Origin of the sequence: Cellulosimicrobium sp. MI9406 (assembly GCF_040595865.1) — a bacterium.
GTDB classification, from domain to species: domain Bacteria; phylum Actinomycetota; class Actinomycetes; order Actinomycetales; family Cellulomonadaceae; genus Cellulosimicrobium; species Cellulosimicrobium funkei.
The window spans coordinates 283,995-303,239 of the sequence record NZ_JALIZI010000003.1; the positions used below are offsets into that span (position 1 = coordinate 283,995).

A 19,245-nucleotide genomic window follows, 5' to 3' on the forward strand; every position below is an offset into this window, starting at 1 on the left:
TGCGGCGCGCCCGACGGCGACCCACCGACTCCACAGGAGGCCACGATGTCCGAGGTTCCCGTCCGCACGCTCATCAGCCCGCTGCGCTACGTCCAGGCTCGCGGTGCGCTCACGCGGCTCGGCGAGTTCGTCCGACCGATCGGCACGAAGCCGCTGCTCGTCGCCGACGACGTCGTGTGGGGCATCGTCCAGGACACGGTCGCCGTGTCCTTCCAGGAGCAGGACCTCCCCCGCCACCGCACCGGGTTCGGCACCTACGCCACCGCCGCGGAGGTCGACCGGCTCGCGCGCGAGATCGACGAGCTCGGCGCCGACGTGATCGTCGGCATCGGCGGCGGCTCGACCATCGACGCGGTGAAGGCCGCGGGCCACCTGCGCGGCATCCGCTGGGTGTCCGTGCCGACCGTCGCGTCCACCGACGCCCCGTGCTCCGCCCTGTCCGTGATCTACACCGAGGACGGCGCGTTCGAGGAGTACCGGTTCTTCCCGCACAACCCGGACCTCGTGCTCGTCGACACGGGCCTCGTCGCGAACGCGCCCGTGAAGTTCCTCGTCGCCGGCGTCGGCGACGCGCTCGCGACGTGGATCGAGGCGCGCGCCGTCGCCGAGGCGAACGCGTCGACCATGGCCGGCGGCCTCCCCCTCGTCACGGGCACGGCGCTCGCGCAGCTCTCGTGGGACATCCTCTGGGAGAACGCGCTGCCCGCGATCGACGCGGTGAGAAACCACCTCGTGACGCCCGCGGTCGAGAAGGTCGTCGAGGCGAACACGCTGCTGTCCGGGCTGGGCTTCGAGTCCGGCGGCCTCGCCGCGGCGCACGCGATCCACAACGGCCTCACCGCCGCGCCCCAGACGCACGGCCTCACGCACGGCCAGAAGGTGAACATCGGCTCCGTGACGCAGCTCGTCCTGGAGGGCGCGCCGACCGAGGAGATCGAGGAGTTCGTGCGCTTCACCACGCGCGTCGGCCTGCCGAACACGCTCACCGAGATCGGCCTGACCGCCGACGACGTGCACGACCTCACGCGCGTCGCGGAGGCCGCCACCGCGGAGGGCGAGACGATCCACGCCATGCCGTTCCCCGTGCGCGTGCCGGAGCTCGTCGACGCCCTGCGCTCCATCGAGGGCTTCTCCCGCCGCGTCCGCGCCGAGGCGGGCCTCCCCGAGCCGGTCAAGCACACCGCGCACTGACCGTTCCCACCGCCCCGGGCCCCGCCGTCGCCGGAGGGGCCCGGCCCGGGATGGGCCGACCAGGCGGTCCCACCCCCTCGACCAGGTCGACCTGGCGCGTCCGGCAGCCCGGACGCGCCACGATCACCTGGTCGGCCGACGGCTGGCGGGGCTGACCGCGGCTACTTCTTGGCGGCCGTCTTCTTGGCAGGGGCCTTCTTCGCGGCCGGCTTGCGGGCCGTGGTGCGCTTCTTCGCCGGGCCCTGCGCGCGCTTCTCCGCGAGGAGCTCGATCGCCTGCTCGGGCGTGATCGACTCGGGCGTGACGTCGCGGGGCAGGGTGCGGTTCGTCTCGCCGTCGGTGACGTACGCGCCGAACCGGCCGTCCTTGACGACGATCGGCTTGCCGCTGTTCGGGTCGTCACCGAGCTCGCGCAGCGGCGGCGTCGCGGCACGCTGGCCGCGCCCGCGCTTGGGCTGCTTGTACAGCTCGAGCGCCTCGTCGAGGGTGACGGTGAACATCGACTCCTCGTCGGGCAGCGACCGCGAGTCGGTGCCCTTCTTGAGGTAGGGGCCGTAGCGGCCGTTCTGCGCCGTGATCTCCTCGCCCGACTCCGGGTCCGTCCCCACGACGCGCGGCAGCGACAGCAGGCGCAGCGCGTCGTCGATCGTGATCGTGTCGAGCGACTGCGTCTTGAGCAGCGACGCCGTGCGCGGCTTGGGCTGCGCGGCCTTCGCCTTCTTCTGCGCGGCGGCCGAGAGGCTCGTGTCGATCGGCGGGAGGTCGAGCACCTCGGTGACGTACGGGCCGTAGCGGCCCGCCTTCGCGATGATCTCGTTGCCGGACACCGGGTCGGTGCCGAGCACCTTGCCGTCGTCGGCGCCCGCAGCGAGCAGCTCGCGCGCCTTGGCGACCGTCAGCTCGTCGGGGGCGACGTCGTCGGGCACGGACGCGCGCGGCGGGTTCTCGCCCTCCTTGACGGGGACGGAGAGGTCCTCCACGTAGGGCCCGTAGCGCCCGACGCGGAGCTGGATGCCCTCGCCGATCGGCACCGAGTTGATGCCGCGCGCGTCGATGTCGCCGAGGTTCGCGACGAGGTCGCGCAGGCCCTCGGCCTCCTCGCCCTTCGCGGCGTCGCCGAAGTAGAACTCGGTGAGCCACGCGACGCGGTCACGGCGGCCGGCGGCGATCTCGTCGAGGTCGGCCTCCATGCGCGCGGTGAAGTCGTAGTCGACGAGCCGGTCGAAGTGCTCCTCGAGCAGCCGCACGACGGCGAACGCGAGCCAGCTCGGCACGAGCGCCTGCCCGCGCGAGAGCACGTACCCGCGGTCCTGGATCGTCGAGATCGTCGAGGCGTACGTCGACGGCCGCCCGATCCCGAGCTCCTCGAGCGCCTTGACGAGGCTGGCCTCGGTGTACCGGGGCGGCGCGGACGTGGAGTGCCCGTCGGCGGTGAGGTCGTCGGCGCGCAGGGCGTCGCCCTCGCTCATCTGCGGCAGGCGCGCCTCGTCGCCGCCCTTGGCCCCGACGACGGGCGCGTCCTCGGCGTAGCGGTCGACGTCCGAGCTCTCCTCGTACGCGGCGAGGAAGCCGCGGAACGTGATGACGGTGCCCGACGCGGCGAACACCGCGTCGCGGCCCGCGGCGTCGCCCGCGGCGGCCGAGAGGGTCGCGCCGAGGCGGACGGACGCCGTCGACCCCTTCGCGTCCGCCATCTGCGACGCGACGGTGCGCTTCCACACGAGCTCGTAGAGCTTGAACTGGTCGTCGCTCAGCTCGCGCTTGACCTGCGCGGGCGTGCGGAACGAGTCGCCCGCGGGGCGGATCGCCTCGTGCGCCTCCTGCGCGCCCTGGTTCTTCGCGGCGTAGACGCGCGGCTTCTCCGGGACGAACTCGGGGCCGTACAGCTCGGCCGCCTGGCGGCGGGCCGCCGTCGTGGCTTCCGCCGACAGCGACGGCGAGTCCGTACGCATGTAGGTGATGTAGCCGTTCTCGTACAGCGACTGCGCGGTGCGCATGGCCTGGCGCGACGACATGCGCAGCTTGCGGCTCGCCTCCTGCTGGAGGGTCGACGTCGTGAACGGCGCCGCGGGACGGCGCGTGTACGGCTTGGTCTCGAGCGAGCGCACCGCGAACGCCGCGTCCGCGAGGCCGGTCACGACGGCGCGCGCCGTCGTCTCGTCGAGGTGCGCGACGCCGTCGCGCGCCGCCGCAGGCTTGAGCTGCCCGCGGTCGTCGAAGTCGCGGCCCGAGGCGACGCGCGCGTCGCCGAGCTGCACCAGCCGGGCGCCGAACGCCTTGCCCGCGTCCGGCGCCGACGCGTCGGCGTGCTCGAAGGTGCCCGTGACGTCCCAGTACTCGGCGGGGACGAACGCCATGCGCTCGCGCTCGCGCTCGACGACGAGGCGCGTCGCGACCGACTGCACGCGGCCGGCCGAGAGCCCCTGGGCGATCTTGCGCCACAGCACGGGCGAGACCTCGTAGCCGTAGAGGCGATCGAGGATGCGGCGCGTCTCCTGCGCGTCGACGAGGTGCTCGTCGAGGTCGCGCGTGTTCTGCAGCGCCCGCTGGATGGCCTCGCGCGTGATCTCGTGGAAGACCATGCGCTTGACCGGGACCTTGGGCTTGAGCGCCTCGAGGAGGTGCCACGCGATGGCCTCGCCCTCGCGGTCCTCATCGGTCGCGAGGTAGAGCTCGTCGGCGTCCTTGAGCGCGCGCTTGAGCTCGGCGACCTTCTTCTTCTTGTCCGCGTAGACCTCGTAGTACGGGTCGAAGCCGTGGTCGACGTCGACCGCGAACTTCCCGTACGGGCCCTTCTTCATGTCCGCGGGCAGCTCGGACGGCTGCGGCAGGTCGCGGATGTGCCCGACGCTCGCCTCGACCTCGTAGTCGTCGCCGAGGTAGCCCTGGATCTTGCGAGCCTTGGCGGGCGACTCGACGATCACGAGCTTGCGTGGCATCCGATCCTGCTTTCGTCCGTGCGTACGTGTCCGTGGCGGGCGCTCCCTGCCCGACGGCGGCGGGCCCCGCCGGGGCCCCGGCGACCCGGACGACCGTCCGGTCGCCCGCCGTGGCAGCCTACGACGTTACTCCCGTCGCGCCAGCCGCACGCACCCTACCCCCGAACGGGACGGGGGTCGGGGCGGGCTGTGGACTGACGGACGAGGAGCAGCACCGCGAACGCCGCGGCCGTCACCGCCAGCACGCCCGCGACGCCGCCCGCGTAGGCCGTCACCTCCTGGGCCGCCGTCGTGCCCCAGGTCGCGGGCGTCGCGCGCAGCGCGAGCGCCGCCGCGACCCCCGCCGCGGCCGCGCCGAGCAGGAGGAGCACCGCGGTGACGGTGGAGCCGGGCGTGGGCCCGGCGCCCGGGTCGAGCGACGACCTCGGCGTGAAGACGCACACGAGGGCGGCCCACGCGAGGACGACGAGGACGGCGGCGACGACGTCGCTCGGGCGGTGCCACTGGCCGACCAGGGTCGAGACCCCGGTGGCCGCGGTGTACGCGCCGCCGAGGACGGCGACGAGCGCCCGGGCGCCGCGCGGCACGACGAGCAGCAGCGCAGCGGCGACCGACCCCGCGACGGTGGTGTGGCCGCTGGGCAGCGAGTTCTCCCAGTGCCAGCCACCGATGAGCTCCTCGCGGCCGAGGAGGGAGTGCTTGACGAGCTGCGTCGTGACGTTCGCGCCGACGACGAGGAACGCGACCTGGACCGCGAGGCCCCAGCGACGGCGCAGCAGCGCGATGCCCATCGCGGCGCCCAGGCCGCCCACGACGAACGCGACCGAGACCGTGTCGAGAACCGGTTCGGCGACCGCCCAGAGCTCTCCCTGGCCGGTCACGGCGCCGTCGAACGCGGCCCGCTCGAGCATCTGCCCGGCGAACGTGTCGACGAAGAATCGCCACACGAGCCACGCCCCCACGACCGCGAGCAGCGCGACGACGGCCGCGACCACGCGCGAGCCGGTGCTCGGTCCGTCGGGACCCGGGACGGCGTGCGCGTGCGGCGCCCGGCGCGGCGCCGGGGCGGAGGGACCGCCCGCGGCGGCCTGCGGGACGGGCGGGTACGGGGTCCCGGCGGAGGGCGCTGCGGCGGGGCCCGCGGGGGGCACTGCGGCGGGCGGCGGCGCGGCCGCCGGTCCGGGCGTGGGCGGCATCGGCTGCGTCGCCGGGAGCGGCCGCGTACCCGCCCCGCCGCTGGTCGGCAGCGGCCGGGTCGGGGCGTGGTCGGAAGGCATCCCACCACCGTAGAGGACGCGTGTGCGCATTCGGGGAAGACGACGGGAAGAGCTCCGGGCGCTGCCCCGGACCGGTCCGGGGCACGGCCCGCCCGTCCGGGCCGAGGGGCCCGAGCACGGCGTCGCGGGCCGCCAGTAGGGTGACGCCATGACCGACGCCTCCCCCGCGCCGAGCGCCCCCGGCGACGCCGACGCGAGCGACCCCGCGTCCCCCCGGAGCCCGCGCCCCCGGCGCCCGCGCCCCGGGACCGCCGAGCGGAGGGAGGAGATCCTGCGCGCGGCGATGCGCGTCTTCGGGTCGCGGGGCTACCACCAGGGGTCGCTCGCGGAGGTCGCCGAGCAGGTGGGCATCACGCACGCCGGCGTGCTGCACCACTTCGGGTCCAAGGAGCGCCTGCTCACCGAGGTCCTCGCGTCCCGCGACCGCGACGGCGTCGCGGACCTCGAGGGGCAGCACATGCCGGGCGGGCTCGACCTGTTCCGACACCTCGTCGCGACCGCCGCCACGAACGCCGATCGCCCCGGGATCGTGCAGACCTACACGGTCCTCGCCGGCGAGGCCGTCACGGACGACCATCCCGCCCGCGCGTGGGTGACCGCGCGCTTCGCCGGGCTGCGCGCCGACGTCGCCGGTGCGCTCCGCGAGGTCGTCGGGGAGCGGCGGGCCGCGGGCGACGAGACGGCGGCCGTGCCGGACGACCGCGCGCTCGACCTCGCCGCCTCGACGATCATCGCCGCGATGGACGGCCTCCAGACCCAGTGGCTCCTCGACCCCGACGCCGTCGACCTCGCGGAGGCGACCGCGTTCGCGATCGAGGCCGTCCTCGCCGCGACCCTGGCGGGCGCCCGCCGCCCCCGCCCGCTCGCCTGACGCGCTACGTCGCCACGCTCTCCGGCACGGGATCGGGCACCGGCTCGACCGCGGGCTCGGCACCGCCGTCCGACGGCGCGGCCTCGCCCTCCGACGTCGCGGCGTCGCCCTCGCGACGGCCCTCGCGGTACGCGGCGATGGACAGCGTCCGCAGGCGCGACGACCGGCCGGTGGGGTTGTCGACGAACCCGACGGCCGAGATGTAGGGCTCGATGACGTGGATCTTCTGCAGCGGCGTGACGATGAGCAGCTGCAGCCCGAGGCGGCGGAACAGCTCGAGCGCGAAGCGCGTCGACTCGTCCGACCCCCGCCCGAACGCCTCGTCGATGACGACGAACCGGAACGCCGTCGACCGCACCGCGCCCCAGTCGAGCTTGAACTGGTAGGCGAGCGACGCCGCGAGCACGGTGTACGCGAGCTTCTCCTTCTGGCCGCCGGACTTGCCGCCGGAGTCGGAGTAGTGCTCGTGCTCGGAGTCGTCGGCGCGGGACCGCTCGGACGCGGAGAGCACGAACCAGTTGCGCACGTCGGTCACGCGGCGGCGCCACGCCTCGTCCAGGTCCGTCATGCCCTCGCGGCCGCGGAACCGCTCGACGAGCGCCTTGACCCGCAGGAACCGGTCCTCCGAGTACGACAGCGCGCCGTCGGCGAGCGACCCGTCGCCCTCGGCGAGCGCGCGGTCGTCCTCGGCGAGGATCCCGTCGCCGTCGGTGCACGCGCGCAGGTCCTGCTGGAACTCGCGCACCTCGAGGTTGGGCGTGCGCGACATCTCCAGACGGATGTACCGGCCCGGGTTGTAGTCGATCGCGCGGAGCGAGTCGTTGATCGTGTCGATCCGGTCGCGGATGACGTCGGCCTGCTTGGCGAGCTCGGCCGCGAAGCCCGCGATGTCGCGGATCGCGTTCGTGTTGAGGTACGCCTTGAAGTCGGCCTCGAACCGCGGGAGGTCGTCGCGCACGAGCCGGTCGTGGATCTCGCGGTAGCCGTCGGCCGACCGCACGTCCGCGTCGAGCTCCGCCGTCTCGACCGGGTACGCCGACCGGAACGAGGCCATCTGCCCCGCGATCCGCGTCCCGAGGTCCGCGCGCTCGCGCTGCGCCTGCTCGGCCTCGGCCGTGAGCCGCGAGCGCACCGCGTTCTCGACCGCGTCGAGGTCGGCCGCGCGCGTCGGGCCGTCGGCAGCGACGCCCGGGCCCGCCGCGCCGAACCCGGCGAGCTCGCGGTCGAACTCCGCGGCGAGGGCCGCCGTCGTCTCCTCGTCGAGCGTCTCGCCCGCGCCGTCGAGCACCGCGCGCGCCCGCTCCCGCGCCGTCCGCGCCTCGTCGAGCGCGTGCCGGTCGGCGCCGAGCGTCGCGACGACGCGGTCGCGCTCCGCCTCGAGCTCCGCCTGGCGGCGCGCGTTGTCGTCGAGGAGCGCCGCGAGGCGGCCGAGCTCGTCGCTCGCCTGCTCGAGCCGCCGCTTCTCCTCGGCGAGCTCGGCGATGCGCGCCGTCTCGGCCCCGCGGTCGAGCTCGTCCCAGTCGCGGTAGACGTCGAGCCGCCCGAGCGCGGCGGAACGGGCCTGGAGGGCCTCGCGTGCGGCGGCCGTCTCGTCCCGACGCCGTGCGAGCGCGTCGCGACGCGCCGTGACCTCGGCCGCCTGCTCGAGCAGCGCGTCGATCTTCGCCTGCGTCGACCAGCCCAGCACGTAGCCCCGGCGGTCGTCGACCGCGCGCGTGTCGTTCTTCTCGTGGTGGTCCGGCGAGTGCTTGACCTGGCCGGCCCGCGTGATCGCGCGCGGGAGCCGGCGGAACGCGTCGAGGTCCGGCGCGCACGCGTGGTCGGCGCGGCGCTCGAGCTCGGCCTCGACCCACGCCGTGAGGGTCGGCGCGTCGTCGAGACGGCGCACGTCGAGCAGGTCGGCGAGGAGCGGGACGCCGTCCTCGCGCGGAGCCGGCCGGGCGGCGGGGACGCGCTCGGGCACCCGGTGGTAGACGAGCCGCAGCCCGAGGTGCTCACGGTCGACCCACGCGGACACCGCGTCGTAGTGCGCCGCCGGCACGAGGAGCGAGAGCGCGAAGCCGCGCAGCACGCGCTCGGCCGCACCCTCCCAGTCGGCGTGCTCGGGGCGGACGGCGAGCAGCTCGCCCACGAAGGGGACGTCGCCCGGCGCGAGCCCGACGCCCTCGCACAGCCGGTCCCGGACCTCCAGGTGGGTGCGCGGCAGGTTGGACCGGCGGTCGGCGAGGCTCGCGAGCTCGGCCTTGACGTCGGCGGTCTCCTGCTCGACGGCGCGCACCTGCGCCGCGACCTCGCTCGCCTGCTCCTCCGCCCGGGCGAGGTCGTCGCGCACGCGCACGGCGGCGTCGTCGGCCGCGCGCCTGAGTGCCGCGAACGCCTCGGCGTCGACGAGGGCGGCGGCCACCGCGCCCGCGGTGGCGCCCTCCCCCGGCCCCGCCGGGCCGGAGTCCCCCGCCGCGGCGTCGGCGCCGTCCGGGGCGCCGAGCGTCAGGCCGGCCGCCGCCGCGTACCCGGCGAGCTGGGCGACGCGGCGCTCGCGCGCGGCGCGCTCGACCTCGCGGCGCGCGACCTCGCCCTCGATCGCGGCGAGCCGGTCGCCGCCGTGGCCCGCGCGCTCGAGCTCGAGCCGCTGCCGCTCGGCGCCGAGCAGCCCCAGCTCGTCGACGACGCGGCGGCGGCGGGCCTCGCCGTCGGCCACACGCTCGTCGAGGGCGGCGGTGAGACCGTCGAGGTCCGCCACGCGGCGCGACGCGGTGAACGCGCGCAGGGCGTCGCGGCGCGCGACGAGCGCCTCGGCCCGCTCCCCGAGCGCGTCGTGCGCGTCGCAGTCCGCGAGCAGGGGCGCGAGCCGCTCGATCTGCGCGGTCGCCCGCACGACGGCGTCGTGGGCGCTCGTCAGGTCGTCGAAGTGCGCGACGAGCCGGTCCGTCCAGCGGTCGGCGTCGAACGGCTCGAGCATGTGCTCGCGCACGAACTCGCCGAGGTCGCCGACCGACTTCATCGACACCGTCTGGTGGAACAGGTCCATCGCCTGCTCCGACGGGATGCCGAGCAGGCGGCGGAAGTCGCGCCCGTAGTCGGGGAAGTGGTCGCGCACCTGCGCGCCGGACTCGCGCAGGCGGCGGCGCAGCGCCGTGACGTCGCCGCCGAAGCCCGCGAAGTCCTCGGTGATCGTCAGCGGGCGGTCCGCCGTCACGAAGAAGCGGTCCGGCTGCCCCGCCTGGCCCGGGGCGAGCCAGAACACCTGCGCGAGCGTGACCTCCTGGTCGAACCCGCGGTTCGAGAACCGCCCCAGCACGGCCGAGTACGTGCCGCGCTCGCGCAGGCCCACGTGACGCGTCGTGCCCGTCGCCTCGTCGCGCTCGGACTTGTAGTGCCCCGCGACGTACGACCGCAGCGACCGCTCGCGCGCCCCCGCCCCGGCGGCCTTGTTGTACGAGATCCGGTGCGACGGCACGAGCAGCGTCGTCACCGCGTCGACGATGGTCGACTTGCCCGAGCCGATGTCGCCGGTCAGCAGGGCGTTGCGACCGTCGAGGTCGAACGCCCACACACGCTGGTCGAACGTGCCCCAGTTGAGCACCTCGAGCCGTTCGAGCCGGAACCCGGCGCGCGCGTCGAGGTCGGCCGCCGGGTCGTGCAGCTCGACCGCGCTGAACAGGCCCTCCATCACGCCACCGTCCTCGTCGTCGTCGCCGTACCCGTCGCCAGGCCTGTCCCCGCGCCCGCCGCCCCCGTGCGCGTCCCCGCCCCCGGGCCGCCGCCCTCGGCGGCGAGCTCCAGGTACTGCGCGAGGCGCGCGTCGAAGTCCGCGAGCCACTGCGCGTCGACGAACGCCTTGAGGATGCGGCGCACCTCGTACCGCCGAGCCTCCGCGTCGGCCGGGTCACCGGGGTCCCCCGCCGCGGCGGCGTCGGGCCCGTCCGGGTCCGGGCGCCCCGCCGGCCGCAGGAAGCCGAGCTCCACGACGCGCCGCACGAGCGCGTCCACCCGGTCCACGAGCCGTGCCTCGTTCGCCGCGGCGCCCGCGTCCTGGGTGAGGAAGACCCGCAGCAGGTCGACGATCTCCGAGCGCGTGAGCACGAGGCGCGTCTCGCCGCCCTCCGAGTCCGCCTGCGCGAGCCGCTTGCGCAGCAGGGCGAGCAGCAGGCTGACGTCGAACGGCAGCTCGCGGCGCGGGATCAGCCGCGGCACGCGCTCGTCGCGCTCGTGCTCGGGCTGGGAGCGCAGGTAGGCGTAGCCGTCGCCCTCGTCGACGACGACCTGCAGCCCGAGCGTCGCGACGGCGTCGCGCACCTGCGCCTCGCGCGCGAGCAGGTCGCGCCACAGCGCCTCGCCGGACTCGCGATAGACGACGCCCTTGAGCAGCGACGTCACGACGACGGACAGCTCCGGGTCGCGCGCGGTGCGGGTCGTGCTCACGGGGTCTCCTCCGGGCTCGGGTCGGGGGCGGCGTCGGGTCGTGCATCGGGTCGTACGGCAGGTGTCCCGCCGGGCGGGGAGCCGCTCGTCCGCCGCGCGTACGTGACGCGGGGCAGGCGCGCGACGCGCACCACCGGCTCGGGTGCGCCGTCCTCGGCGACGGGCCCCGCCGGGGCCTCGCCCTCCCAGCGCACCTCGTCGGTGCGCTCGTCGTCGTGCACGACGACGAACCGCGGGTCCTCGAGCGACAGGTACGTCACGAGCTCGGCCAGCCCGTGCTCGAGCGGGGCCTCGGCGAGCAGGTCCGCGAGCGCGACCTCCCCCGGGCCGCCGGGCCGCGAGAGCGTCGCGCGGACCGTGCGCGCGAGGCGCTCCGGGTCGACGTGCACCTGGTCGTACAGCGCGTCGACCTCGAAGTCGTCGTCGCCGACCTCGACGTGGTCGGAGTCGAGGCGCGCCGTGGGGCGCGGCGTGAAGAGCGGTCGCTCCGTCGGCAGCACGACCTCGGGCGCGACGGCGTCCACCGGCATCCCCGGCGGCGCACCGGCGCGGCCTGCCGCGCGGGCGACGTCGCGCGCGGCGAGCGCCTTCGCCTCGACGCCGCGCAGGATGTCCATGACCCGCCGGTTCTCGAGCCAGACCTGGTCGTCGAGGAAGCGGCGGAGCTGCTCGGAGAGGGTCCGCACGGTCGCCTGGGTGCGCTCGCCGGCGTCGAGCCAGTCGTAGTGGACGCGGCGCAGGCGGCGGTGCTCCTGCTCCCGGGCCGCGGCCTGCGCGGCGGCGTCCACGGCCGGGCCCGGCGTCCCGGGGGCCGGCCGGACGACGTCGGGCGCGATCGCGTCGAGGGACTGCACGCGCTCGACGAGCGCGGCGAACTCCTCCTGGCGGCGCCGGTCGAGGAGGAAGTCGTAGAACGCGTGGAACGACCGCCCCTGGTCCGACTCCGCGATGGCCGTGCGCGACCGCACGACCTCCTCGAGCAGCTCGCCCTTCGCGCCGTCCCACCCCGTGATGCGCTCGCGCAGCTCCCGGTCGAGGGAGCGGAAGTTCGCCTCGACCTCGCGGAAGTCCGAGAGCAGGTCGGCCGCCGTCTGGGTGAGCTGCTGGTAGCGGTCGCGCTGCGCCGCCGCGTCGAGGACGGCGACGCGCCCCGCGCGGACCTGGGCGATCTCGTCGTCGATCGCGGCGCGGCGCTCCTCGAGCTCGCGCAGACGCTCCGCCGGGTCGGTCTGCGTGCCGACGGCGAGCTGGCGCAGCAGCTCGAAGACGGTGTTGAGCCGCGACTCGGTGCCGACGAACCCGCGCCCGCGCAGCGACGCGACCCAGCGCACGGCCTGCTCGACGGCGGGCGTCGCGTCGTAGTGCGGCTCCGCCGAGCCGGGCGGGTACCAGGCGCGCAGCCAGCCCTGGTCCGGGTGCGTCCAGTGGTCCACGTACGCCTGCGGGGCGCGCGGGTACCGCGGCTCCGTGCCGGAGGCGCGCGCGGCCCGGCCGTCGACCGCCCACAGGTGGTCGTCGAGGCGCGCGACGAGCTCGCTCTCCGGGATGGCGCGCACGTTGTCCTCGACGAACAGGGTCCCGAGGAACGAGAGCACGAGCGGCGCCGTGTCCGCGCGCAGGAGCCGCCACGCCGCGCTCGACCGTCGCAGGGAGTCGACGTCGTCGTGCTGCACGCAGGTCCTCTCGGGCGGGGCGGGTCGGTGCCCGGCGCGGCGGCCAGGGCGCGCCACGCGAGGGGGCGCCCCCAGATCTTAGGGCGGACCGCCCGCACCGCCCCCACGACCCACCGCGAGGCTGCCCTCCCGCCAGGCTCGGCGGGCGTCCGACCGGTCGCCCGGGACCGCCCGAGAAGCGCCCCGGATCCGGGACCATGGTCCCTGTCGGCCCCGCCGCGCACGTTCGTACGCTGGGTGCGGCGCCGGGCCGGCAGCGCGCCCACCCTGCCGGCCGGCGCCACCTTCTGCCCCGCCCGCCGGACCTCTCCGGCGGGGCCCCGCGGACCCGAGGACCGCCCGTGACCGGAACGACCACCGCGCTCGCGGACGACGCCCGCTCGCCCGGCCCGACGGCGTCGGGCACCACGCCGGACGCGGGCTTCGACCCCTTCGCCCGGCCCACCGGCTGGACCCACTCCCGCGGCGTGCTGTTCGGCGAGATGCTGCTGTTCGGGCTGCTGAGCCTCACGGCGGCGTTCGTGCTGTCGTACGACGCCGTCCTCCTCGCCGGGGACCCTGGCGCCGTGCTGTCGTGCGACGTCAACACCGTGCTGTCGTGCGGGACGGTCGCGCAGTCGTGGCAGGCGCAGGTGTTCGGCTTCCCCAACGCGTTCCTCGGGCTCATCGCGGAGCCGATCGTCATCACGACGGCGGTCGCGGCGCTCGGCGGGACCCGCTTCCCCCGGTGGTTCCTCTTCGCCGCGCAGTGCGTGTACCTGCTCGGGGTCGTGTTCGCGTACTGGCTCTTCTACCAGTCGATGTTCGTCATCGGGGCGCTGTGCCCGTGGTGCCTGCTGATCACGGTCTCCACGACGCTCGTGTTCGCGTCGCTCCTGCACTGGAACGTCCTGGAGGACAACCTCTACCTGCCGCGCGGCGCCCAGGCGCGCCTGCTCGGGTTCGTGCGGTCGGGCGCGTACGGCTACCTCGTCGCGGCGTGGCTCGTGGGCCTCGCCGCGCTCGTGCTGCTCAAGTACGGCCCGGCGCTGCTGGCCTGACCGCCCACGCGGCCGAGCACGAGGCTGCTCCCGGGAAGCGGACGGGAACGACGGCGACCTCGTGCTCGGCGCGCGGCGGGCGGGTCAGGGCGTCGTCGCCCCCAGCGTGTAGGCGCCCGAGCCGGAGTACGCCTGGACGACGAACCGGTAGTAGCCCGCGGCCCCCGAGTAGGAGACGGACTCGTTCGCGCCCGGGGAGGTCGACTGCGCGACCGTCGCCCACGTCGACCCGTTCCAGCGCTGGAGGTAGAGGTCGAAGTCGGCACCGCTCGGACCGCTCACGCACGCGCGGTGCGTCCCGGCGGCCCCGGCCGTGTAGTACGACCCGTTGGGCTGGACGGCCGTCGTGCCCGCGGCGAGCGACCCGGTGTACGTGCGGGCGTAGCCGCTGCAGCCCGTCGGCGGCTGCGGCGTGCCGCCCCCGCCGTCGCTCGTGACGAGGGCCAGGCCGTACGCCGAGAGGATCTCGCCCACCGGCTGGAAGTACGTCGTCCCGCCGGAGCTGCAGTTCCCGGACCCGCCGGACGTGACGCCCTGCGCCTGGTTTCCCGCGAGGAGAGAGCCGCCGGAGTCACCGGGCTCGGCGCACACCGTCGTGCGGATGAGGCCGGTGACGGTCCCCTGCGGGTAGGTGACGGACGCGTTGTACGCCTGGACGGTGCCGCAGTGCCAGCCGGTGGTCGAGCCCGAGCGGCAGACGGAGGCCCCGACCGGCGCCTGCGTCGCGCCCGCGACCGCGACGCGGCCCCCGGCGTAGTTGTTCACCGCCCCGACGGGCGTGTTGCCCGCGTCGACCTGGACCCACGCGTAGTCGTTGCCCGGGAAGCTCGACCCGCGGAACGTGCCCGCCGGCCCGGACGTGCGCGCGCCGGTCGAGCCGCAGTGCCCGGCGGTGACGAACCCGCCCTGGACCGCGAACCCGACGGAGCACCGGCTGCCGCCGCCGATCGTGTACGCGTTCCCGCCCACGACGTCGATCAGCGGCTGCGGGGACTCCGTCGTCTCCTCGTACGCGACCGCGTCGGCGGGCACGCCCGCGGCGGCGACCTGCGCGGCGACGTCGGCCTGGCCGCCCTCGCGCACCGCGACGACGACGCGGTTGCGCGTCACGTCGACGTACCAGCCCGGCAGCGCCGCCGGGTCGTCGGCGAGCGCGCCGTCGAGCGTCGCGCGCCAGGTCTCGAGGTCGGCGAGCGTGTGGTCGACGTCGACCGCTGTGGCGCCCTCGGCGCGCACCGTGCGCGCGTCGGCGGCGTCGGTGACGCCGACGTAGAGGACGTTCGCGGCGTCGTCGACCCACGCGCCCGCGTAGTCGGCGCCGAGGCGCCGCTCGAGCGCGGCCTCGGTGCCCGCCGCGTCGGACTGGAAGGCGAGGCGCGTCCGTGCGTCCCGCGCGCTGAGGCCCAGGTCGCGCTCCAGCGCGCGCTCCAGGCCGGGGGCCGTCTTGGGGACCGCGCGCACCGTCGCGCGCTGGTCGTCGGGTGCGGGCGTGGCGGCGACGGCGTGCGTCGCGGCCCCGCCCGCCAGGAGCGTCGCCGCGGCGGTGACCGCGGTGAGCCTCCTGCGGAGTGGTCGTGTCATGTCGTCCATTCCCTTCGCCGGGCCCGGGTGGCCCGGTCGAGGGCCACGCTAGGGACGCGTCCAGGGCGCGCCCAGATCACGATCAGGTCATACGCGGGCGCTATGTGCGGGCTCGCCCCTACGCGGTCTCCACCGGGTGCTCGGCGCGCCACCGCCGGTAGCGGGGCGAGCGCTGCACGGCGTCGCGGTGCGCACCCGTCGCGGCCCGCAGGACCGCGTCGACCGGGAGGCGGTCGACGGCGTCGCGCCGCCACCCCACGTGGTGCGTCCAGCGCAGCGGGGCGCCCTCGAGCGCGACGGTCCGCACGCCGGGGGCGTCGAGGAGCACGGGCTGGACGAGCGCGACGGCGTGCCCGCCGCGCACCTGGTCGATGCACGACGTGCGGTCCGACTCCCCCATCGCGCGCGGCGTGAAGCCTGCCCGCGCGCACGCCCCGACGAAGCAGCGCTCGAAGCACCCGCTCCCGGGGGCCGTGAGCCACAGCGCGTCGGCGAGCTCGCCCAGCCCGACGGCGTCGCGCCCGGCGACGGGGTGGTACTCGTCGACGAGCACGAACACCGGGTCGGTGGACACCGCCGTCCACACCAGGCCCCCGGCCGCGGGCGGGGACGCGTCCCCGCACATGCCGACGAGCGCGACGTCGAGGGTCCCGCTCGCGAGGCGGTCCGCGGTCTCCTCGACGGACCACGACGTCGCCGTCGTGACGAGCAGGTCGTCGACCCCCAGCGCGCCGGGCAGCGCGGTGTGCAGCCGGCTCGCGAACAGGCCGCCGATCGCGGAGCTCACCGTCCCCACGTGCACGCGGCCGACCGTGCCGTGCTCGCTGGTGAGCCGCCGGGCGTCGTCGACCAGCGCGGACATGGCGGGCAGCACGACGCGCGCGTGCCGCAGCACGAGCTCGCCGAGCTCCGTGGGGCGCGCGCCCTGCCGGTCGCGCGTGAAGACGCACCCGCCGAGCGTGCGGTCGATCCGGTTGAGCTGGGCGGTGAGGGCTGGCTGCGCGAGGCCCAGCGACGCCGCCGCCTTGGTCACGCTGCCCGTCTCGGCCACCGTCACGATCATGCGCAGGTGCCGCACCTCGAGGTCCATGCCGCCCCAACGTATCGGTGCGGCCGGGGCGTGTCGCGCGCGTCAGCCCACGGGTGCGAGGAAGCCGTCGCGCACGAGCCCGCGCACGTCGGGCAGGAGGTCGCCCGCGAGGTCCTCGGCACCGACCTCGAACAGCGCGGCGATCGCTCCCACGAGCTGCCCGACCGTCAGCTCGCCGTCGCTCGCGCCGACGAGCGCGGCGAGCCCCGTCGTCGCCCGCACGGCGCGGCCCAGGCCGTCGCCCTGGCGCAGCAGGACGACCGTGGGGTCGGGCGCGCCGGGCGTGTGGAACCGTTCCTCCGTGACGTCGGTCGCGACGGCGAGCCGCTCGCCCGCGAGGGCCGCGTCGTCGCGCGCCGCGAGCCAGTCGTGCGCCGCGAGCGACGCCGCGAGGTGCGCGCCGAGCGGCTGGCGCACCGACCCGGTGTGCTCCTCGAGCCGCCGCAGCGTCGGGCGGGCGCCCGCGAGCGGACGGCGCAGCGTGACGATGCCGAATCCGACGGCCTCCACGTCGCGCGCGGCGAAGTCGTCGAGCCACGCGCCGTACGCCGCCGCCCACGCCGCGGGCTCGCGCTCGGGGGTCGTGCCGCCGTCGCGGATCCAGGTCTCGGCGTACTCCGCGGGGTCGAGCACCTCGCGCTGGACCACCCAGCCGTCGAGGCCGGCCTCGTCGAGCCACGCGCCGACGCGCTCGTCCCACGGCACGCCGCGGCGGTGCTCCCAGTTGCCGAGGAGCTGGGCCACGCCGCCGGGCTCGAGCACGGCGCCGACCCCGGTCACGAGGTCGCGCACGAGGTCGTCGCCCGACCGGCCGCCGTCGCGGTACTCGTAGTCCGGGAGCGCGCCCCCGGCGGCGCGCGGGGTGATGACGAACGGCGGGTTCGACACGACGAGGTCGAAGCGCTCGCCCGCGACCGGCTCCAGCATCGAGCCCTCGCGCAGCTCGACGCGCCCGGTCGGTGCGGCGCCTCCGGGCCCGGCCGCCCGGGAGTCCCCGGAGTCCTCGTCGAACGTGGCGTTGAAGGCGGCGTTGAAGGCGGCGTTGAACGCGGCGAAGCCGAGCGCCCGGCGCGAGATGTCCGTGCCGACGACGGCGCGCGCGTGCCGCGCGGCGTGCAGGGCCTGGATGCCGCAGCCCGTCCCGAGGTCCAGCACGCGCCCGACCGGCGTCCGGACCGTCACCTGGGCGAGCGTCAGGGACGCGCCGCCCGCGCCGAGCACGTGGTCCGGGGCGAGCCGGCGGCCCGTCGCGAGCTCGCCCAGGTCCGACGACAGCCACCACGTGACGGGGCCCGCGGCGTCGGTCGCCGCGTACGGCCGCAGGTCGACGAGCGCGCGCACCGCGTCGTCGTCGCCCGCGCCCGCCGTCTCGACGAGGCCCAGCCGCCGTGCGCCGTCGACCCCCGTCCGCCCGAGCGCCGCGTCGAGGGCGCGCCGGGGCACGTCGTCGCCGAGGAGGAAGAGGGCGGCGAGAGCGGCCGTGGGGTCGGCCTCCTCCCGACCGCGGTCTCGCAGCGCGCGCCGCGCCGGGACGGCCTGCTCGCGGTGCAGCGCGGCGGACGCGACGGGACCGAGCACGCGCTCGACGCCGTCGACCGTGAAGTCCGCCGCCGCGAGGTCCTCGCGCAGCGTCGCCGCGGCGGCCGCGAGGTCGGCGGGGGCGAGGCCGGCGCCGGGCGGGACGGGGCCGGGCCCGTCCGCGACGGTGCGCGACGACGGGCTCGGCGTGCTGGAGGCGGGAGGCATGGCTCCATCCTCACCGATCCGCGCGCGGCTGCCGAGGGCCCGCGCCGCCCCGGACGCGACGGACCCCCGGCTCGCCGAGGCGTGCCGAGGGTCCGTGGGGGAGGTCGTCGTCAGCAGTTCTGCGTGCCGTAGACCGCGACGTTCTGCGCCGAGGTCTGGAAGGTCTCGTCCGTCATGAGCGACGTGATCGAGGAGATGTCCGCGTTCGCCGGGTCGGCGACCGCGGTCTCGAGCGTGTCCGTGAGCTGGCGGAAGACGCCCGTGACGTTGTCCCAGTCGGTGCTGATCTCGGCCGGGGCCTCGGCGGCCTCGAGCGACGCCGTGAACGTCTCGAACTGCGTCACGGCGGCGGCCGGGTCGCTCGTGTCGATCGAGCTCAGGGTCGTCTGGGCGTCGAGCAGGGCGTCGTAGGCGGTGCAGAAGTCGCCCGACGCCTCGGTGTCGGCGGACTCCTCCTCGGTGGGCTCCTCGGACGGGGTGGTCTCCTCCTCGGCCGACGTGCTGGTCTCCTCCGCCGGCGTGGTCTCCGAGTCGGTGCTCGCGTCGTCGCCGGAGCCACCGCAGGCGGCCAGGCCGAGCACGAGGAGGGCGCTCGTCGCGAGGGCGGTCGTGGTCTTGGTGATCGTCAGTCGGGTGCGCATGACGCCCATGGTTTCCCACGGACGCGCGTCGCGCGCCCTCAAAACGTCGAAGTGGGGACCGCTCCCCATGTGGCCATCGCCACGGGGTGAAGTTCCGGCGCGTGCCGGTCAGCGCGCGCAGCCGGCCCGGAAGTACTCGGTGACCGCCCGGGACGACGACGTGAGCGCCGCCGTGTCGATCCGGCGCCCCACGCGGTCGATCGCCCGCGACAGCTCGCCCGTGTCCCGCGTGCCGGTGGCCTCGACCTCGTCCGCGATCATCGTGAGGTAGGTCGTGACGACGGCCCAGTCGCGCGCGACCGCCACGGGCGGGGTGGCCCCGGCGAGCGTGTCGCGGGCGGTGGTGAACCCCTCGACGAGGGCCTCGGGGTGGTCGACCGTGAGGTTGACCTGCGCCTTGGCCGCCGCGCCCCACGCGACCTCCGCCTCCCGGCACGCCGGGTCGACGGCGCCCGCCCCCGGGTCCGTGCCGTCGTCGGGCGCGGTGGGGTCCGACGTGTCGGGGTCCGTGCCGTCGGCGGGTGCCGCGCCGTCGTCCGCGTCGTCCCCGGCACCCGGGGACGACGCCGCGGGTGCGGCGGGCGGGGGCGGTGCGGCGGCGGGTGCTGCGCCCGGGAGGGCAACGACGTCGAACGCCCCGCTCGCGACGACGGCGAGGCACAGCCCGGCGACGACGGCGAGGACCGCGGCGTGGGCCACGGCGCGCACCGGTGATTGCATGGCCCCTATGATGACGCCTCCCGCGGGCGCGAAGAACCCCGCGGGCCTGGTCGG

At 76.1% G+C, this 19,245-nt stretch carries 13 protein-coding genes; 3 read left to right on the forward strand and 10 right to left on the reverse strand.

The window, feature by feature from the left end; all coding sequences use genetic code 11:
- Window positions 1-45: 45 nt before the first annotated feature.
- Window positions 46-1,191: a glycerol dehydrogenase gene (locus MT994_RS06890; RefSeq protein ID WP_354805675.1), complete on the forward strand. Its 1,146-nt coding sequence runs from the start codon at window positions 46-48 to the stop codon at window positions 1,189-1,191.
- Between the two features lie 161 nt (window positions 1,192-1,352).
- Here MT994_RS06890 and topA read toward each other — a convergent pair whose 3' ends face one another.
- Window positions 1,353-4,130 (reverse strand): type I DNA topoisomerase, encoded by a 2,778-nt coding sequence (gene topA / locus MT994_RS06895; RefSeq protein WP_354805676.1) that lies wholly within the window; start codon window positions 4,128-4,130, stop codon window positions 1,353-1,355.
- A gap of 155 nt (window positions 4,131-4,285) precedes the next feature.
- Window positions 4,286-5,407, reverse strand: coding sequence for a phosphatase PAP2 family protein (locus MT994_RS06900; protein ID WP_354805677.1), 1,122 nt, complete (start codon window positions 5,405-5,407; stop codon window positions 4,286-4,288).
- Between the two features lie 148 nt (window positions 5,408-5,555).
- Between MT994_RS06900 and MT994_RS06905 the strand changes: the two genes are divergently transcribed.
- The gene (locus MT994_RS06905; protein WP_354805678.1) at window positions 5,556-6,278 is read left to right on the forward strand and encodes a helix-turn-helix domain-containing protein; all 723 of its coding nucleotides are present in this window, start codon (window positions 5,556-5,558) and stop codon (window positions 6,276-6,278) included.
- 4 nt (window positions 6,279-6,282) lie between these two features.
- Here the strand turns inward: MT994_RS06905 and MT994_RS06910 are convergent, their stop codons facing one another.
- The 3 genes from MT994_RS06910 to MT994_RS06920 are packed head-to-tail and all read right to left on the reverse strand — an operon-like array spanning window position 6,283 to window position 12,373.
- Window positions 6,283-9,948 (reverse strand): ATP-binding protein, encoded by a 3,666-nt coding sequence (locus MT994_RS06910; protein WP_354805849.1) that lies wholly within the window; start codon window positions 9,946-9,948, stop codon window positions 6,283-6,285.
- The gene (locus MT994_RS06915) at window positions 9,948-10,700 is read right to left on the reverse strand and encodes a DUF4194 domain-containing protein (RefSeq protein ID WP_354805679.1); all 753 of its coding nucleotides are present in this window, start codon (window positions 10,698-10,700) and stop codon (window positions 9,948-9,950) included. The genes MT994_RS06910 and MT994_RS06915 overlap by 1 nt, the downstream gene beginning before the upstream one ends.
- On the reverse strand, window positions 10,697-12,373 hold the full coding sequence (locus MT994_RS06920; protein ID WP_354805680.1) for a DUF3375 domain-containing protein: 1,677 nt from the start codon (window positions 12,371-12,373) through the stop codon (window positions 10,697-10,699). The genes MT994_RS06915 and MT994_RS06920 overlap by 4 nt, the downstream gene beginning before the upstream one ends.
- 341 nt (window positions 12,374-12,714) lie before the next feature.
- Here MT994_RS06920 and MT994_RS06925 point away from each other — a divergent pair, with 341 nt between their 5' ends.
- Window positions 12,715-13,413, forward strand: a complete 699-nt coding sequence (locus MT994_RS06925; RefSeq protein WP_021483287.1) for a vitamin K epoxide reductase family protein — start codon at window positions 12,715-12,717, stop codon at window positions 13,411-13,413.
- A gap of 84 nt (window positions 13,414-13,497) precedes the next feature.
- Here MT994_RS06925 and MT994_RS06930 read toward each other — a convergent pair whose 3' ends face one another.
- The 5 genes from MT994_RS06930 to MT994_RS06950 all read right to left on the reverse strand — a co-directional run bounded on the left by MT994_RS06930 (window position 13,498) and on the right by MT994_RS06950 (window position 19,191).
- Complete coding sequence (locus MT994_RS06930; RefSeq protein ID WP_354805682.1) at window positions 13,498-14,994, reverse strand: S1 family peptidase; 1,497 nt, start codon at window positions 14,992-14,994, stop codon at window positions 13,498-13,500.
- Between the two features lie 118 nt (window positions 14,995-15,112).
- On the reverse strand, window positions 15,113-16,084 hold the full coding sequence (locus MT994_RS06935) for a LysR family transcriptional regulator (RefSeq protein WP_061266591.1): 972 nt from the start codon (window positions 16,082-16,084) through the stop codon (window positions 15,113-15,115).
- 42 nt (window positions 16,085-16,126) lie between these two features.
- Window positions 16,127-17,830, reverse strand: coding sequence for a 50S ribosomal protein L11 methyltransferase (locus MT994_RS06940; RefSeq protein WP_354805684.1), 1,704 nt, complete (start codon window positions 17,828-17,830; stop codon window positions 16,127-16,129).
- A gap of 110 nt (window positions 17,831-17,940) precedes the next feature.
- Window positions 17,941-18,471 carry a hypothetical protein gene (locus MT994_RS06945; RefSeq protein WP_128957560.1) on the reverse strand — a complete coding sequence of 177 codons (531 nt, stop codon included), beginning with the start codon at window positions 18,469-18,471 and terminating at the stop codon, window positions 17,941-17,943.
- 108 nt (window positions 18,472-18,579) lie between these two features.
- On the reverse strand, window positions 18,580-19,191 hold the full coding sequence (locus tag MT994_RS06950; RefSeq protein ID WP_354805686.1) for a hypothetical protein: 612 nt from the start codon (window positions 19,189-19,191) through the stop codon (window positions 18,580-18,582).
- Between the last annotated feature and the right edge of the window lie 54 nt (window positions 19,192-19,245).